The 16,088-nt window shown below is 61.5% G+C and carries 12 protein-coding genes; 7 read left to right on the top strand and 5 right to left on the bottom strand.

The genetic code is table 11. The features are described 5' to 3' along the window. Positions 1-129: 129 nt before the first annotated feature. Positions 130-2,598 carry a UvrD-helicase domain-containing protein gene (locus tag ACLK1G_RS02725; RefSeq protein WP_420764008.1) on the top strand — a complete coding sequence of 823 codons (2,469 nt, stop codon included), beginning with the start codon at positions 130-132 and terminating at the stop codon, positions 2,596-2,598. 60 nt (positions 2,599-2,658) lie between these two features. Here the strand turns inward: ACLK1G_RS02725 and ACLK1G_RS02720 are convergent, their stop codons facing one another. Continuing rightward, entirely contained in the window at positions 2,659-2,937 is a 279-nt protein-coding gene (locus tag ACLK1G_RS02720) for a DUF1652 domain-containing protein (protein WP_003201764.1), read from the bottom strand. Positions 2,938-3,129: 192 nt separating this feature from the next. Then, on the bottom strand, positions 3,130-4,593 hold the full coding sequence (locus ACLK1G_RS02715) for an MFS transporter (protein WP_420764007.1): 1,464 nt from the start codon (positions 4,591-4,593) through the stop codon (positions 3,130-3,132). 123 nt (positions 4,594-4,716) lie between these two features. Here ACLK1G_RS02715 and ACLK1G_RS02710 point away from each other — a divergent pair, with 123 nt between their 5' ends. Continuing rightward, entirely contained in the window at positions 4,717-5,619 is a 903-nt protein-coding gene (locus ACLK1G_RS02710; RefSeq protein ID WP_420764006.1) for a LysR family transcriptional regulator, read from the top strand. A gap of 80 nt (positions 5,620-5,699) precedes the next feature. On the opposite strand, the gene ACLK1G_RS02705 is transcribed toward ACLK1G_RS02710, so the two are convergent. Further along, positions 5,700-5,924 carry a YgdI/YgdR family lipoprotein gene (locus ACLK1G_RS02705; protein WP_420764005.1) on the bottom strand — a complete coding sequence of 75 codons (225 nt, stop codon included), beginning with the start codon at positions 5,922-5,924 and terminating at the stop codon, positions 5,700-5,702. 221 nt (positions 5,925-6,145) lie between these two features. On the opposite strand from ACLK1G_RS02705, the gene ACLK1G_RS02700 reads away from it, so the two are divergent. The 3 genes from ACLK1G_RS02700 (at position 6,146) to ACLK1G_RS02690 (ending at position 12,180) form a co-directional block, all read left to right on the top strand. Further along, complete coding sequence (locus tag ACLK1G_RS02700; RefSeq protein ID WP_420764004.1) at positions 6,146-7,798, top strand: VRR-NUC domain-containing protein; 1,653 nt, start codon at positions 6,146-6,148, stop codon at positions 7,796-7,798. Beyond that, a complete protein-coding gene (locus ACLK1G_RS02695) occupies positions 7,795-10,131 on the top strand; it encodes an ATP-dependent DNA helicase (RefSeq protein ID WP_420764003.1) in 2,337 nt (778 codons plus the stop codon). The genes ACLK1G_RS02700 and ACLK1G_RS02695 overlap by 4 nt, the downstream gene beginning before the upstream one ends. 114 nt (positions 10,132-10,245) lie before the next feature. After that, positions 10,246-12,180 (top strand): hybrid sensor histidine kinase/response regulator, encoded by a 1,935-nt coding sequence (locus ACLK1G_RS02690; protein ID WP_420764002.1) that lies wholly within the window; start codon positions 10,246-10,248, stop codon positions 12,178-12,180. A 69-nt stretch (positions 12,181-12,249) separates the two neighbouring features. Here the strand turns inward: ACLK1G_RS02690 and ACLK1G_RS02685 are convergent, their stop codons facing one another. Next, on the bottom strand, positions 12,250-12,480 hold the full coding sequence (locus tag ACLK1G_RS02685; RefSeq protein WP_420764001.1) for a hypothetical protein: 231 nt from the start codon (positions 12,478-12,480) through the stop codon (positions 12,250-12,252). A 141-nt stretch (positions 12,481-12,621) separates the two neighbouring features. Between ACLK1G_RS02685 and ACLK1G_RS02680 the strand changes: the two genes are divergently transcribed. Further along, complete coding sequence (locus tag ACLK1G_RS02680; protein ID WP_420764000.1) at positions 12,622-13,158, top strand: hypothetical protein; 537 nt, start codon at positions 12,622-12,624, stop codon at positions 13,156-13,158. Here the strand turns inward: ACLK1G_RS02680 and ACLK1G_RS02675 are convergent. Then, complete coding sequence (locus ACLK1G_RS02675) at positions 13,155-14,498, bottom strand: cation:proton antiporter (protein WP_420763999.1); 1,344 nt, start codon at positions 14,496-14,498, stop codon at positions 13,155-13,157. The two genes, ACLK1G_RS02680 and ACLK1G_RS02675, sit on opposite strands and share 4 nt — an antisense overlap. 197 nt (positions 14,499-14,695) lie before the next feature. On the opposite strand from ACLK1G_RS02675, the gene ACLK1G_RS02670 reads away from it, so the two are divergent. Further along, positions 14,696-16,081, top strand: a complete 1,386-nt coding sequence (locus ACLK1G_RS02670) for an iron-containing redox enzyme family protein (protein WP_420763998.1) — start codon at positions 14,696-14,698, stop codon at positions 16,079-16,081. Positions 16,082-16,088: the final 7 nt, after the last annotated feature.

Here is a 16,088-nt window from a genome sequence, read left to right as displayed (position 1 = left end):
GCGATACCAACCTGCCATGGCACTTTCATTTCATCGCCTAAATCCATGACTTAAAAGCTTTTGGCTGGAATCCGCCGGTAAATCCAGACACCATAGTCGCCATGGTTCTGAACTCCGGAGACTCCAAGCGTGCCGCAACACCGTCCCGATCTTCCCTCCGACCTCTTGCCCCTGGCCCAGATGCCCTGGTTCAAGCGCCTGGCCGCGCGTTTATTCGGCCACGGCCTGACACGCTTGCGCGCCCAACACCGGGCGTCCTGGCTGCACGGTCAGGCCGATGGCTTTCGGAGCGGCCACACCGCCGGGTTTGACTATGGTTTCAGCGAAGGCAAGGCCGAGGGGTTGGAAGAGGGTCGCCAGGTCCTGTTGATCCGGGATTCGCGAAGCACTGAACATCCCGCTCCCCAAGTCGATGACCTGCTGTTCGATGACTGGCGCTTCCCCCTGACGGCCGAGCTGAAAAAACGCATGAAGGCTGACGTTGCCCGGCTGTTGCCGGCGCAGGCGCAACCCAGCAGCGCCCAATGGAAAATGATCTTCAGCGATACGCCGGCGACGTCGGTCGTTGCGGGCGCGGGCGCGGGCAAGTCCACCACCTTGGTGCTGCGCATCGTGCTGCTCTCACAGTACCTGGGCTTCGAGCTGGGCTCGATGACCGTGGTGACATTTACCCGGGAGTCGCGCAAGGATTTCATCGAGAAGCTCATCTCGGTCTTTGCGCTTTGGGGGCGGGCGATCGGGTTGAAGGAGGCGCGCGAACTGGTGCGCACCTTCCATTCTCGTATCCTGCCCATGGTCCGCAGTTTGCCGGGGTTCGAGCGGCTCCAGGCGTTCGAGACCCTGAGCCATCGAACCGGGCGTGATGATGAGGATGGCCAAGGCAATCCGTTCGATCTGCGCATCAACGATGCCCAGCGCCAGCAGCTCAACGCCTGCTACCACGGGCTTTACCAGCGTGACGAGCGGTTCCGTGAGCTGATGATGGCACTTTCCCGTCACGCCTTGCAGCTCAAGGAACTGGAGCGCGACCACCCGGATGTGCAAAAGCGCATCGCTGTGACCGAGTTGGCGGCCCAGCGCGACGAAGCGTTGTGCGATGCGATCGAGGACCTCTGGTTTCGTGCGGGCGCCTGGCCGATCAAAGGGGTTGAGCCCAAGCGCGAAACGTTTGAGATCAATGGGGCGAGGTTTCATTGCCACGGCTACATACCGACCCTCGATGCCTGGGTGATGCTAGGGTTCGATCCGCGAGAAAATACTCAACTGAGTCGGCCCGGCGCCAAGCTCAGCCTGCGCGCCGAATGGGCAGTTAAGCGAACCCTGTTTCAAGCTTTCTGCCGTAAGCCGTTGATTTGGCTCGAAAGCTATGAAGAGGCCAGGCGGGTCCTCGCCTCGCTGGCGGGGAACGCCACGGCGGGCCCCGGCTTTGATTACAAGATAAAGGGCGAGTTGGCTTCGGCACCGTTGCTGGATTGTTTCGTTTCGGCGGCGGGCTTCATCGAAAACCTCGGCCTGGATGTCCCGGACGCCGTGGGCAGGCTGTGTTTCTCCAAGGACGACCCGGATCGGTATTTTTTCGAGGCGCTGAGCCGTTTCTGGCGGGCTTTCGAGGACCATTTGCTTGACCAGTCCCCTCCGGTCATGACCTACAACCGGATGTTCTCGCTGTTCAGCGAGCATTCGCCGGAGAACTTCAAGCTGCTCGATGACGCGCTGCTGAGGTCGATGTCACATTTGATGATCGATGAGTTCCAGGACGTTTCGCCACAGATCGTCTCCTGGCTGCGAGCGACCCTAAGTGAGGTGCGCAAGCGCGGGCCCGCCATGCATGTGGGGCGGGGCGCCCAACGGTCATCGTTGCTGTGCGTGGGTGACGACTGGCAGTCGATCTACGGGTGGCGTGGCAGTTCGCCGAGTTTTTTCGTGGGATTCAACAAGCAATTTCCGTCACCGGCGAATACGCGGGTCATGCTCACCGAGAATTACCGCAGCCACCAATACATCATCGACGCGGCCGAACATATCGTGGGTACGACGCCTTCCATTCCCGGCAAAAAAGCCAAGGCCTGTGGAGAGCCTCGTTCGCCGAGCCCGGTCAATGTGCTGGAGCGGGACGACGAAGGCTTGGCGAGGCGGCTCGGCGAGCACTACCGCAACGGCGATTCGATCTTGATGCTGTATCGAAAAAGCAGCGATAAGCTATTGATACAAAAGTATATTGAGTCAATAGTTAATGTGGATTCTAGCTTGCCGTATTCTCAAAGGCGCCTCAGGCAGATGACCTACCATAGCGCCAAGGGTCTCCAGGCGGATGCGGTGTTCTTGATAGGCGATTGCCAACATTTGACCCGTTCGCCCTACAAAAACCAGGTGTATCGAATGGCTGGGTTGGGCCAGGAAGGCGACGCCGAACCTTACGACTCGGCGCAGCGCGATGAGATCCTGCGCTTGGCGTACGTGGGTATTACACGGGCGGTGCAGCATTGCTACTGGTATGTCGATGGTCAGGACAGCCAGGCGGCTAACGCACCGAAGGCCTCGGACCGGGTCGGGGTAGGCAAACCGTTTTTCGCTGATCACCGCCGTGCGCGCGGCTGAGCTGCCTTGGCGAAACCCTGAACGACAAAAAAGCCCACATGAAAATGTGGGCTTTTTTCGTCACGAGGCGAATCGTCGCAAACCAACCGGGGGAACGAAGGCTTCTAGCTCGGCTTCCACCGCTTCGATAATTCGCTCGACGTCGGGGGCGTTCATCACGGTTGCGCAGGGAATGCCTGCAATCGCGATCATGGTTTCGCCGCTCGCGCGATCAAATAACCGGGCAACCATACTGCCCGGCGCGTCCATGCTGGCTTCGAAGCCCATGGGATGGAAGTGCCAGCGCATCAACTGGCAGGCGTTGGGGAACGTTACCTTGCTGAAAGATCCTTTATTCATCTGTAGCCCGCCTTCTTCATCAAGCGCTTCCTTTTGCTCATGTCAGGAAGGAAGAGCCATCTTGGCTCTACCAATGAGAACTAAAAATAGCATTTGAAAATGAACGGCACGTGGATTTTTTCAGTCCGTTTGGCGATTGGTTCAGTTTTTTTGATCCGCGTCATGACCTAACACTAAATGTTCAGAACGCCATCACCGTTTGCTGGTGCGCTCCGCGCTTTGCTTCAACCGCTCTGGCACGCGGGTTGCGGCGCTTATCAACCACGCCAGGGCGGTCAGGGCCAGGCCGGCGGCAAACGTGAGATGCATGCCGTTCGTTACGTCTTCCGGACTTGCGACAGAGATACCGTTGGTCGGCAAAACCGCGGCAAAAACCGCACCGAGCACTGACGCGCCAGAAAGGAAGCCAAGATTGCGCGATAAATTGAGCAGGCCGGCAACCACGCCACGCTTGTCATCGGAGACCGGCGCCATCACCGCCGCGTTGTTCGCGGGTTGAAACAGCGCGTAGCCAAGGGTTGTCACCGCAATGGCAAGAACATAGCCCGCAATGCCCTGCGTGGGGGGAATCCGCGACAAGAGCAGGGTGCCGAGGACCATCGTCGCCAGCCCGGCTAGCCGCATTGGACGTACCCCGAACCGATCAGCCAGGCGTCCGGCGGGCACACCGGCGAGCGCGGCCACGCAGGGGCCCACCGCCAGTACCAGGCCGACGATTGCCGGAGGCAGACCGAGGGTGATGGACAAGTAGAACGGACCGACCAGCAAAGTCGCCATCATGACCGCCGCGACCAATGCACTGGCCGCCAGGCCTGACACCAAAGGGCGGTCGCGGAACATCGCCAGGGGAATCAGTGGCGAGTCGAGCCTACGTTGCACCTGGACGAACAGCCCGCCGCTGATAACCGCTACCAGTAACAGCCCGCTGTTCAGCCAGCCGAAGCTTGTGCGTCCGACGGTCATCGCCAAGGTATAGGCGCCCAGCCCGGTGGCGAGCAACAGCGTGCCCAGGCCGTCGAAGCGCAAGCGCCCGATGGCAATCGGCCTGGGCACGACAGGCAGGAATCGCCAAGCCAACAGCAGCGTCAGCAGGCCCAGGGGCACGTTGATCAAGAACAGTGCGTGCCAGCCAAACCCTGTGATCAGCAGGCCGCCCAGGGACGGGCCCAAGGCGGTGCCCACCGCCGACAGCGTGGCAAGCAGCCCCATGGCGCTGCCAGTCCTGCTCTTTTCCACCGTTTCGCCGACCAGGGCCAGCGTCAGGGTCATCATGATCGCCGCCCCCAGGCCTTGCAGGGCCCGGGCCGCGACCAACCACCAGAGCGACGGCGCCAGGGCGCACAGCGCCGACGCAAGGGTAAACAGCGCAATGCCTGCCAGCAGCAGCTTGCGTCGGCCCAGCAAGTCGCCGAGCCTGCCCACGCTCACGATCAGGGTGGTAATCGCGAGCAGGTAGGCCAGCACGACCCATTGAACTTGCGCGAACGAGGCCTCGAACGCCTCGGCGAGCACCGGCAAGCCGACGGTGGCTACGCTGGCGCCCAATGATGCCAGCAGTGTCGAGAGTGCGAGGCTGGTCAGGGCCCAGCGCACCGGGGTACTCGGCGAGTGAGCCGCTGTCGTTGGCAAGCTTTGTTCTGCATTGGCTGGCTTCATCATGTCTCCGTTGTTTGCAACCTGCTGTTACAACGGTACGTCGAGGCTTAACATGGCGGAAGACGCATGAGTTGCAGGTTATAGCTGCATGTGACGCCATCCAACCCAGCCAAAGGCCCGCCAATGTCTGCAATCGACCTGAATCTACTCGTCACCCTGGATGCGTTGTTGTCCGAAGGCAGCGTGGCCGGTGCGGCCCGGCGGCTGGGGCTAAGTGCCTCGGCCATGAGCCGAGCGTTGGCGCGGTTGCGGCAGGCGACGGGGGACCCGTTGCTGGTCCGGGCGGGGCGCGGCCTGGTTCCAACGCCCCGGGCCATGGAACTACGCGAGCAAGTCAGCCAGTTGGTGCAGGGCGCCCAGGCCGCCTTGCGTCCGGTGCAGGCTCCGGACTTGCGCCGTATCAACCGGACATTTACGTTGCGCACCCGCCAAGGATTCGTGGAGAACTTCGCGATCGACCTGATCGCATACCTAAGCGAGCACGCCCCAGGAATACGGTTGCGTTTTGTCGAGAAGACCGACCGGGACGGCACGGCGCTGCGCGAGGGCAGCGTGGACCTGGAGACCGCCGTCGTCGATGAGGACACGCGCCCGGAACTGCGCACCCAGGCGTTGTTCGTCGACCGCATCATAGGCGTGGTGCGTGCGGGGCATCCGCTGAGTCGGGCCGAGGTGGATGTAGCTGGTTACGCGGCCGGCAGGCATGTCGGCGTTTCCCTGCGCGGAATCGAGCATGGCCCGATCGATGAGGCCTTGGGGGCGTTGAATCTATCCCGCGACATCGCGACTTGCGTACCGGGTTTTTCCACTGCCCTGGGGCTCGCGCGGTCCAGCGATTTGATTGCCAGCGTGCCGGAGCGCTACACCACGCGCCTGCGCCACGGCATGCACAGCTTCGCGCTGCCAGTCCCGATTCCTGAATTCACTGTCGCAATGCTCTGGCATCCGCGAATGGATGCTGACCCCGTGCACCGTTGGTTGAGGGGCTGTCTGCGGGAAATATGTTCGGGGAAAACGCCGATATAGCGAAGCCAGCGAGGCTAGGGCCTTGGACTGGCGAGGGTCGGTCCGGTACAGGTGGACACAGGGGAGGGCCCGGGATCCGTTCAGTCTTCCTTGCGAATCGTGGCGACTTCATCGGCACGAACGCGGACTTTCTTGCCTGAAATGTCTTCGAATTCGTAGAAGCCATCCGCCGTGCGGGTATTGGGGGTGTCCTCGGTCAAGTATTGGGTACCGTTCTGCAACGTCACCACGGTTGGTGATGCACAGCCGGCCAGCGCCAGGAATGCCACGGCGACCCAGGGCAGGCCCAGAAACCTGATGTTCATATCCATAACCTCTATGCATAGGGGTGAAGCCCAGCTGATTCGACCGGGCCATCACTGAGTTAACCGCCATTGGTCCCGCTTGTTGTAGGAAAGTTCATCGCCGCTTGAAGGTTTTCCCCTTTAAATATAGGAGACCGCTCATCTTTTGCAGTTGCCTGGGCTGCGACTAGCTGTTATCTGTACGCATAACCAGTACTTCAAGCACCGTGGCGCTATTTTCCGTGACAGCCAACCCCCTCGACGATCCCTTTTACTACCTGAACAATTTCCAGCGGGTGCTCGCCTGGCTGGCGCAACGCTACGCCGATGTACTCAGCGTCGAGGAGCAACGTTTCATCGAGGATTTCGCTGCACTGCCGCGTGCCGCCCAAGGCCTGCTGGTGCGGATGGTGATGCGCAAGGGGCGGCACTTTCGCCACGGCAAATTGCATTATCCCGAGATCGGCGACATCGGCACGGCGGTGCAACCCCTGATCGCCTTGGGCTGGGTGGTGGAAGAGGCTGAGCTGAGCCTGGAAGAATTGTTCGAAGTGTTGCTCAAGCCTGAAATCCTGCTCTGCCTGGGCCATGGGATCGAGCAGCCCAAGGCAAAGAAGGCTGACTGGCTATTGGCGTTGAGCGAGGGGTTCAGCCAACCCCAGCCATTTCGCGCCTGGTGCCCTCAGCTCGAGGATCGGTTGTTCAGTCTGACCGTCATGGCGCTGTGCGACCGCTTGCGTTTGATGTTCTTCGGCAATCTTTACCAGGATTGGTCGGAGTTCGTGCTGGCGGATCTGGGTATTTTTACCTACGAGGCCGTTGAGTTCAGTGTCGAGTCCCGGGGGCTGCGCAGCCGGCAGGACATCGATGCTTGTCTTTTCCTGCATGAATGCCAGCAGTGCTTCGAAGCCGGCGAAGCGCTTGAGGCGATCGTCGCCCGGATCAATACCCTGGAATTGGATAATCCTTGGCTGGAGCGGCGTCGGGGCAAGCTGTTGTTCCAGATCGGCCAGCACGCTGAACGTATCGGCGACTTTGCCACGGCCCTGTGCATCTATCGCGATTGCACCTATCCCGGCGCGCGGTTGCGCATGATCCGGGTGCTTGAACGTGTCGGTGAATATGCCTTGGCGCTTGACCTGGGCGAAGCCGCGGCGCAGTCACCGCAAAGCGCCGCCGAACAACAAGCCCTGTTGCGGATCGTGCCGCGGCTGCGGCGCAAACTGGGCGGGCCACCCGTGCCGCGCCCGATGGCCCGGAGCGTCGAGCGGCTGGATTTGCACTTGCCCCGGGTCGATCCGGCATTGTCGGTGGAATATTGCGTCCAGGCCCATTTGCATGACGACGTCGCGCCGGTGCACTACGTCGAGAACAGCTTGGTCAATTCCCTGTTCGGCCTGCTGTGCTGGCCGGCGATTTTCGCGCCGTTGCCAGGGTCGTTCTTCCACCCGTTCCAGCGCGGCCCGGTGGACCTGCTCAACGAGGACTTTCACGACCGTCGCGCCGAGCTGTTCGCGGCGTGCTTCGCCGAGCTGGATGACGGGCGCTACCGTGAAACCATCCGCCGTCGTTATTCAGAAAAATGTGGCGTGCAATCACCTTTCGTGTTCTGGGGGGCGCTGTCCGAAGCGCTGTTGGACCAGGCGCTCGACTGTCTGCCGGCAGAGCACCTCAAGCACTGGTTCAGTCGTTTGCTGTTGGACATCAAGGCCAACCGTGCGGGCATGCCGGACCTGATCCAGTTCTGGCCGCAGCACAAGACCTACCGCATGATCGAAGTCAAAGGCCCTGGCGATCGCCTGCAGGACAACCAGCTGCGATGGCTGGACTTCTGCCATGAGCACCGTATGCCGGTGGCTGTCTGTTACGTGCAATGGGCGGAGCAGGGCGCATGACCGAGGCACCGGGCTACAGCATCGCCGTGCGGGCATTGTGTGAATTCACCGCCAAGGTCGGCGACCTCGATTTGCGCTTTACTCCGTCACCCACCGCGCTGGAAGGGATTGTCGGCCACCGGACGGTGGCATCACGGCGCAGCGAGGGCTACCAGGCCGAGGTCAGCCTGGAAGGCACCTACCAGAGCCTGAAGGTCAAGGGGCGGGCCGATGGCTACGATCCTGCGACCAACCGGCTCGAAGAAGTGAAGACCTACCGCGGCGACCTCAGCAAGCAACCGGACAACCATCGGCAGCTGCACTGGGCCCAGGCGAAGATCTACGCCTGGCTGATGTGCCAGAAATTGGAGCTGCCGCGCATTGACGTTGCCTTGGTGTATTTCGATATCGTCAGCGAGAAGGAAACCTGCCTGGACCAGCGTTTCGAAGCGTCGCAACTCCAGACGTTTTTCGAGCAGCAATGCGCACGGTTCCTGGCCTGGGCAGAGCAGGAAATGCGTCATCGCCAGGCACGCAACCAGGGCGCACAGGCCCTGCCTTTTCCCCACGCGACCTTCAGGCCGGGGCAGCGCCACCTGGCCGAGTCGGTTTTCAAGGCCGTCAGCACCGGTCGTTGCCTGATGGCCCAGGCGCCCACTGGCATCGGCAAGACGGTTGGCACCTTGTTCCCCATGCTCAAGGCCTTGGCGCCGCAGCGCCTGGACAAGGTGTTTTTTCTCACGGCGAAAACCCCAGGACGCAAACTGGCATTGGACGCCGCCCGGCTGCTCACCAACAGCACGACCGCGATGCCGCTGCGGGTGCTGGAAATGATCGCCCGGGACAAGGCTTGTGAACATCCGGATAAAGCCTGCCATGGCGAATCCTGCCCGCTGGCCCGTGGATTCTATGACCGCCTGCCCCAGGCCCGGGCAGCGGCGAGCCAGGTAACGCTCCTCGATCAAGCCGCGTTGCGTGACATCGCCCTGCAACACGAGGTCTGCCCGTATTACCTGAGCCAGGAAATGGCCCGCTGGGCCGACGTGGTGGTGGCAGACTACAACTATTATTTCGATTTCAGCGCCTTGCTTTTCGGCCTTGCCCAGGCCAATGGCTGGGCGGTCGCGACCCTGGTGGACGAAGCCCACAACCTGGTGGAGCGAGGGCGGCAGATGTACAGCGCGACCCTGGATCAGGCCACCTTGTCGGCGGTGCTCAAAACCGCGCCCGAGCCCCTGAAGAAACCCCTGCAAAAGCTCAATCGCCAGTGGAATGCCTTGCACGCACCACAGGTAGCGGCTTACCAGGCTTATGGCCACCCCCCGGAAAAGCTGCTCCTTGCGCTGGGGTCCTGCGCCACGGCCATGGGCGATTACCTCAACGACCACCCCCAAGGCCTGGACAGCGGCCTGCAGGCCTTCTATTTCGACATTTTGCAGTTCGGGCGCGTGGCGGAGTCGTTCGACGAGCACTTTCTGTTCGATATCCATAAGCGCGAAACCGGTCGCCAGCGCAGCCTGTCCACGCTGTGCCTGCGCAACGTGGTCCCGGCCGGTTTCCTGCGGCCCCGGTTCACGGCGTCACGCAGCAGCGTGCTGTTCTCCGCGACCCTGAGTCCACGGCGCTACTACGCTGACTTGCTGGGTACGCCGGCGGACACGGTATCGATCGACGTTGAGTCACCGTTCCAGGCCCAACAATTGGACGTACAGGTGGTCAGTCGCATTTCCACCCGGTTCGCCCGTCGCCAGGCTTCCCTTGAGCCGATCGTCGAGTTGATGGGCCGCCAGTTCGACGAGCGCCCTGGCAACTACCTGGCGTTCTTCAGCAGTTTCGATTATTTACAGCAGGTGGCAGGGCTGTTCGCCGAGCGATATCCGCACGTCGAGACCTGGGCGCAATCGCGCGGCATGGGCGAGGCCCCACGACAGGCGTTTATCGAGCGATTCACGGAGCAGGGCCAGGGCATCGGCTTCGCCGTGCTGGGCGGGGCGTTCGGGGAAGGCATCGACCTGCCGGGCTCGCGCCTGATCGGCGCCTTCGTCGCCACCCTGGGACTGGCGCAGTTCAACCCGGTCAATGAACAGATCAAGCAGCGAATGGCGGCGATCTTTGGCGATGGATACGACTACACTTATTTGTACCCCGGCCTGCAGAAGGTCGTGCAAGCGGCTGGGCGCGTCATCCGTACCCAGCTGGATCGCGGAGTGGTGATGCTGATCGACGATCGCTTCGGCGAGGCCAAGGTGCAGCAGTTGCTGCCACGGTGGTGGTCAATCAATCCTGAGCAGCCCAAGGCACCTGCGGGAGCGAGCTTGATCGCGATGGCGCCTGCATATCCTGCCTCTTCTTAGGCGGATGCACCGCTGTCACAAGCCCAACAGCCTATAGCCCCACGAAAATCAGGTTTTTCCCGGCGCGTCAGTTGTTCCATACTCCACCCAAATTCCCTTGGATGCCTCGGCCACATGCTTGAGAACAACCCAAAGACCGCCCGTATCGATGAAGATCAGCGCTTTAGACTGTTGATCGATGCGGTGGTGGACTATGCCATCTACATGACCGATCCGTCGGGCATTATCATCAGTTGGAACTCCGGCGCCCGGCGCTTCAAAGGTTATGAAGAATCGGAAATCCTGGGCCAGCATTTTTCCCGTTTCTACACCGACCAGGACCGCGCCGCCGGCCTGCCGCAGCGGGCGCTGGACACCGCCGTGCGCGAAGGACGCTTCGAAGGCGAAGGCTGGCGAGTGCGAAAGGATGGCACGCTGTTCTGGTCCCACGTGGTGATCGACCCGATCATTGACGCCCAGAGCGGCGAGCTGCTCGGTTTCGCCAAGATCACCCGTGACCTGACCGATCGCAAGATGGCCGAGGAGACCCTCAAGCAAAGCGAACAGCAATTTCGCCTGCTGGTGCAAAGCGTCACCGACTATGCCATCTACATGCTCGATCCGGATGGACAAGTCACCAACTGGAACCAGGGTGCCCAGCGCATCAAGGGCTATCTGCCGGCTCAAGCCATCGGCCAGCATTTTTCCATGTTCTACACCCCTGAAGACCGCGAAGCCGGGGAGCCGCAGCGCGCTCTGAGCATCGCCGCCACGGAGGGGCGTTTCGAAAAGAAGGGCTGGCGCGTGCGCAGGGATGGCACGCGATTCATGGCCCACGTGGTTATCGATGCGATTCGCAGCGATACCGGTACGTTGCTGGGGTTTGCCAAGATCACCCGGGACATCACCGATGCCACCCAAGCGCAGCAGGCCCTTGAACAGGCTCGCGAGGCGTTGTTCCAATCCCAGAAATTGCAAGCCATCGGCCAGCTCACCGGCGGCATCGCCCATGATTTCAACAATCTGCTGACGGTGATCCTTGGCAACCTGGAGATCGTGCGCAAGCGTATGCCCAGCGAGCCGAAGCTGACCCAACTGCTGGACAACGCCACCCAGGGCGCTCTGCGCGGCGTGTCGCTGACCCAGCGCATGCTCGCGTTTGCCCGGCGGCAGAAACTCAGCGCCGAACCGGTCGAATTGTCGGCGCTGGTGGACGGCATCAGCGGTTTGCTGCAAAGCTCCATGGGCCCTTCGATACACATACAGACCCAGTTTGACGAGGCGTTGTCGCCGGTGCTGGCCGACGTCAACCAACTGGAACTGGCGATCCTCAACCTGGCGACGAATGCCCGGGACGCGATGCCCCAGGGCGGCCGGATCTTGATCCAGGCACAGGAGCGACAGGGGAGCGATGCTTCGACGGCAGGCAAGCCGCTGGCGACCGGACGCTACATCTGCCTGACCATCAGCGATGAAGGCGAGGGCATGGACGAGGAGACGCTGGCTTCGGCGGTGGATCCTTTTTTCACCACCAAGGGCGTCGGCAAAGGCACTGGCCTGGGTCTGTCCATGGTGCATGGCCTGGCCGAGCAGCTGGGCGGCCGGCTGATTCTCAAGAGCGAGAAAGGCGTCGGCACCAGTGCCGAGCTGTGGTTGCCAGTGGCCGACGATTCGGTCAGGGACAAGCCACCCGCCACCGAGATACCAACGCAACACGTCCAGAAACTGACGGTGCTGGTGGTGGACGATGACAGCCTGGTGCTGACCAGCACCCGTTTGCTGATCGAAGACTTGGGGCATCGGGTCCTCTGCGCGTTGTCTGGCGCCCAAGCGCTGGAGCTGTTCGAGCGCAATGAAGGGATCGACCTGGTGATCACTGACATGGCCATGCCCCAGATGGATGGCGCGCAGCTGGCCAGATTGCTGCGCGAGCGCCAACCGACCCTGCCGGTTATCCTCGCCACTGGTTACGCCGAGCGCCTGGAAGGGTTTGCAACGCAATTGCCGCGTTTGACCAAGCCATTCAAGCAGATCGACCTGGTGCAGATCATCGGGCAGACGATGGGTTAAACCGCCAAGTCGTCATGTGCGACCGCTGTGGCGAGGGGATCAAACCCCTTGCCACGATCAGATGGTGTGTCATTGGGTATTTTTCTTGAAGCCCCGCAGGTTCATCGCGCACAGGCAGAACTGCAAGACAATCAGCGCGTAGGCATCCGTGTGCATGCCCCAGATGACCCACAGGATGTTGCTGAGAATAAAACAACTGAAGCCCGCCACTCGCCGACGGGGCTGGCGCGATCCGATCAACCATGCCGCCAGTACCGTGATCGCCATTGCTGGCCATTGCACCCATCCAAGATAATCCACGCTTTTTTCCTCTTGCCTTCAATCCTTTAAAGACCCCGGCGGTGCAGCAGCGTTTCGTTGACCTTTGGTCCATCGGCTTGAACTTGCCCGGCCCTCATCCTTCTAGATGTACCCCAATCAAACCGAGGGAAAACCTGAGCAATGCCCAGAATCCTCACCCGCTTGACCCCTGAAGAAGAACTGACCGAACACAACGCCAAAATGTTCGGCTCGCCCAAGGAGCGGCTGGACTTTTATCGTCGGGAAATCCAGTACGAAACCAGCATTCTGGCCAATCGCACCGACGCCTACCTGACCGCCCAGTCATTCCTGGTGATCGCGTTTGCATCCTGCATGGCCAATCTGAACCCGGAGTGGGGCAAGCTCTTCACACTGATCGTGCCGCCATTTTTGGCGTTGCTCGGCGTCTTGAGTTCCCTCAATGCATGGCCGGGCATTCGGGCCGCCTACGACATCATCGACCACTGGCATTTCAAACAAAGCGAATTGCTGCGCAGCGAGCCGCTGATGGGGCTGGCCTACGACGAATCGCCGCTGTTCAGCGAGCGAGAGTCGACCCATAAGGGCTACCGTAAATCGCTGCTGTTTTCGGTGCGCACGCCGTGGATATTCGCAGCGTTCTGGGTGCTGTTGGGCATTTACTCGGTGTTTATCCAAGTGACCGATCCGGGCGGCTAGCCCACGCGACCGTCTTTGCGGCGCTCATACCACGCCAGGGCGGGTTGGGTGGTGACACCGTGGACAAGGATGCTCAGCGCCACCACCGACAGCGTGAGGTTGATGCACTGCTGCGCCACTTCCGATTGCACGTCGTGATTCAAGGCGTAGAACAGATAGAACAGGCTGCCGATCCCGCGGATACCGAACCAGCCGATCAACAGCCGTTGCGGATGGTCCAGCAACCGCCCCCAGGGCATCACCCACACACTCAACGGGCGAATGACCGCGAATAACAGGGCGCCGACGGCGAGGGCCCGCCAATCCCAATGAGTGGCAAGGACGACGCCCAGCAGTGTCACCAGGAAAACCTCCATGGAACGCTCCACCAGGCTGCCGAACGCCAGCATGTCGCTCATCATCACGCCAGCCGCCACTTGGCCGTCGTCCAAGGCCTGGGTGTCGCCGACCACCGCCTGCTGAGGCTCGACCGTTTCGTGTCCCACCACCGGCTGTACCAGGTGTTCTGCCGGTGGCGAGTGTTCGTCGGTGGACTCGACCTCGGCCTGGCGCAGCCCCAGGCCAGCGGCGAACACCGATAGGAAACCGTAGCCGTGGATCGCTTCTGCCGCCACGTAGGCGAGGGCGATGAGGGCCAGGGCCAGATAGTCGTTGGGTGACAAGGTGCTGTCGGCATTCTTGATACGCATCGACAACGTCAGCCCGCCGATGCCGCGCCCCAGCCAGTAGCCCACCAACAAACCCGCCGGCACCGCCCACAGGACGTCCCGCAACGCCCATTCGCCGAGGAATCCGCTGCCTTCCTCGCTCAGCATGAGCAAGCCAAGGATGACGAAGGGAAAAGCCGTGCCATCGTTCAGCCCGGCTTCACCGGACAGCCCGAACCGCACCCGGTCGTCGTCGCGGGCATCGTTGACCTGCACCAGGGCCGCGAGCACCGGGTCGGTCGGCGCCAGTATCGCGCCGATCAGCATCGACATGCCCCAACCGAGGCCAAACAGGTAATGCAGCGCCAGGCAAAGCCCGACGATCGTCAGGATCATCACCGGCCCGGCGAGCCCGTAAGCCACGCGCCAGCTGCGGTTCTTGAGGGGCAGGCGCAGCTTGAGACCGCTGACGAACAGCGAAAACACGACGGCGACTTCGGTCAGGTGCTCCATCCACCCGGACGAGTCATTGACATCGAGCCTTAGCAGCCCCAGCCCAGCCGGCCCGATGGCGACGCCCAGCGCCAGGCACACGGCGGAGGTGGTGACGGGCATCCAGCGCAGGTAGGAGGAGGTCAGGGCCAAGGTCAGCAAGACAGCGCCGAGTACGGCTACCCACACGGTAAAGATCATGATTGCTCCTTGGGTAATGAAAAGGCGCCTGTCCAACGTTCGAGGGCGATAGCGAAGCGAGGGTTCCGCCGCATATCAGGGCGATTCCGTTTATCCGGGCGCTTTTCGATCCAGGGGAATTTTTTGCCCTGCGCGAGGCTCTGCAAAGGAAGAGACGTGCCGATTCGAGCGTCCAGCCAAGAACCCAAGAGGCCTATATGACTGCGCTGACACCCCTCCAATCCAGGCCTGCCACCGCGCAGCCATTCACAAGTGCTGGTAACGTTCGCCAGTGTTACGAGCGGCTGTTGCAAGGCACCGACGATGCTGACAAACAAGCGGTTGCCCAGGCCTTCCTGCAACCGTGTCTCGAACAAGCGAGCGCATTGCCTCAAGAAATGCCTGACGACCCTGGCGCGTTGCTTGCCTGGGTAGAACAGCACAGCGCCGGCGTGGCCCGGCAATATGCCGACTACCTGGAACGGCGCAAAAGCGGCGGCGGTCGGGAGTTTTTCCAGACCAAGGCCCATGCCCTGTATTTTATCCAGGCCGTGGCGCCGACTAAGCTCGTGGACGGCGCATGGCTGTACGGTGTGCTCAAACACTGGCATGACCATCGCTTCGAAGGGCTGCTATGCACCTATCTGGAAGAGCTTGGGGATGGCGTTCCGGCCCAGAACCATGTCGTGCTCTACCGCAAGCTGTTGGCCGAACACGGCTTACAGGACATGCCCGACATCGATGACGAGCGCTACCTGCAAGGTGCTGTTCAATTGGCCCTGGGCTATGCCGGCGACGAATACCTGCCCGAGGTCATCGGTTACAACCTGGGTTATGAGCAACTGCCCCTGCATTTGCTGATCAGCGCCTATGAGCTGAGCGAGCTGGACATCGACCCGTATTACTTCACGCTTCACGTGACCATCGACAACGCCAGCACCGGGCACGCCCACAAAGCCGTGCAAGCGTTGCAACAACTGATGCCGATGGAAGCTGACCGCGAGTCGTTCTGGCGCCGGGTCACACTGGGCTATCGCCTCAACGACCTGGGGCAGGGCAGCCGGGCGGTCATCGAGTCGTTCGACCTTGAGCGCGAAGTCCTGGACATGCTTGAGCGCAAGCGCCCGTTCGGCCAGCACATGCATTCCGATTACTGCAAGTTCGAAGGCAAGACTGTCAACCAATGGCTGGCGGAACCGGGGCAGTTGGAGGGTTTCCTCAAGGCCATGCAAGGCAAAGGCTGGATCCGACGCCATGAAGATCCCCAGAACAGCCGTTTCTGGACCCTGATCGAAGGCCCGGGCGCGGCGATGTTCGGGGTTTTCAGCCCTTACGAAAAACAGCTGCTGCATGACTGGATTGCCGGCGACTGGCTGGACCAGCGCGGTCGTCCCGGCGCCCGCCGCAACCATGGCGCGGCCCATGAATCGCCGGCACCGGCCCAAGACCCGGATGTGCAGAACCTGCAGCAAACGCTGCGGGGCAAGGCCCCCGATGAGCAGATGCAAATTCTGATGCCCTGGCTCTCGGCCCGCTGCCACAGCCACCCGGCCGGGTTGTTGGCGACCCGCCGGTTCATCGAACTCAAATCCGCCCTTCGCTAGGAGCCCT

Origin of the sequence: Pseudomonas algeriensis (assembly GCF_048847255.1) — a bacterium.
Lineage (GTDB): Bacteria > Pseudomonadota > Gammaproteobacteria > Pseudomonadales > Pseudomonadaceae > Aquipseudomonas.
Note: the sequence above shows the minus strand (reverse complement) of the source record. Positions and strands in the feature narration are given on the sequence as shown.

Bases quoted from the DNA above. Each gene is read 5' to 3' on its own strand.
- ACLK1G_RS02720 (WP_003201764.1), bottom strand. From the start codon at position 2,937: ATGAATAAAGGATCTTTCAGCAAGGTAACGTTCCCCAACGCCTGCCAG.
- ACLK1G_RS02715 (WP_420764007.1), bottom strand. From the start codon at position 4,593: ATGAAGCCAGCCAATGCAGAACAAAGCTTGCCAACGACAGCGGCTCAC.
- ACLK1G_RS02710 (WP_420764006.1), top strand. From the start codon at position 4,717: ATGTCTGCAATCGACCTGAATCTACTCGTCACCCTGGATGCGTTGTTG.
- ACLK1G_RS02705 (WP_420764005.1), bottom strand. From the start codon at position 5,924: ATGAACATCAGGTTTCTGGGCCTGCCCTGGGTCGCCGTGGCATTCCTG.
- ACLK1G_RS02695 (WP_420764003.1), top strand. From the start codon at position 7,795: ATGACCGAGGCACCGGGCTACAGCATCGCCGTGCGGGCATTGTGTGAA.
- ACLK1G_RS02690 (WP_420764002.1), top strand. From the start codon at position 10,246: ATGCTTGAGAACAACCCAAAGACCGCCCGTATCGATGAAGATCAGCGC.
- ACLK1G_RS02680 (WP_420764000.1), top strand. From the start codon at position 12,622: ATGCCCAGAATCCTCACCCGCTTGACCCCTGAAGAAGAACTGACCGAA.
- ACLK1G_RS02675 (WP_420763999.1), bottom strand. From the start codon at position 14,498: ATGATCTTTACCGTGTGGGTAGCCGTACTCGGCGCTGTCTTGCTGACC.
- ACLK1G_RS02670 (WP_420763998.1), top strand. From the start codon at position 14,696: ATGACTGCGCTGACACCCCTCCAATCCAGGCCTGCCACCGCGCAGCCA.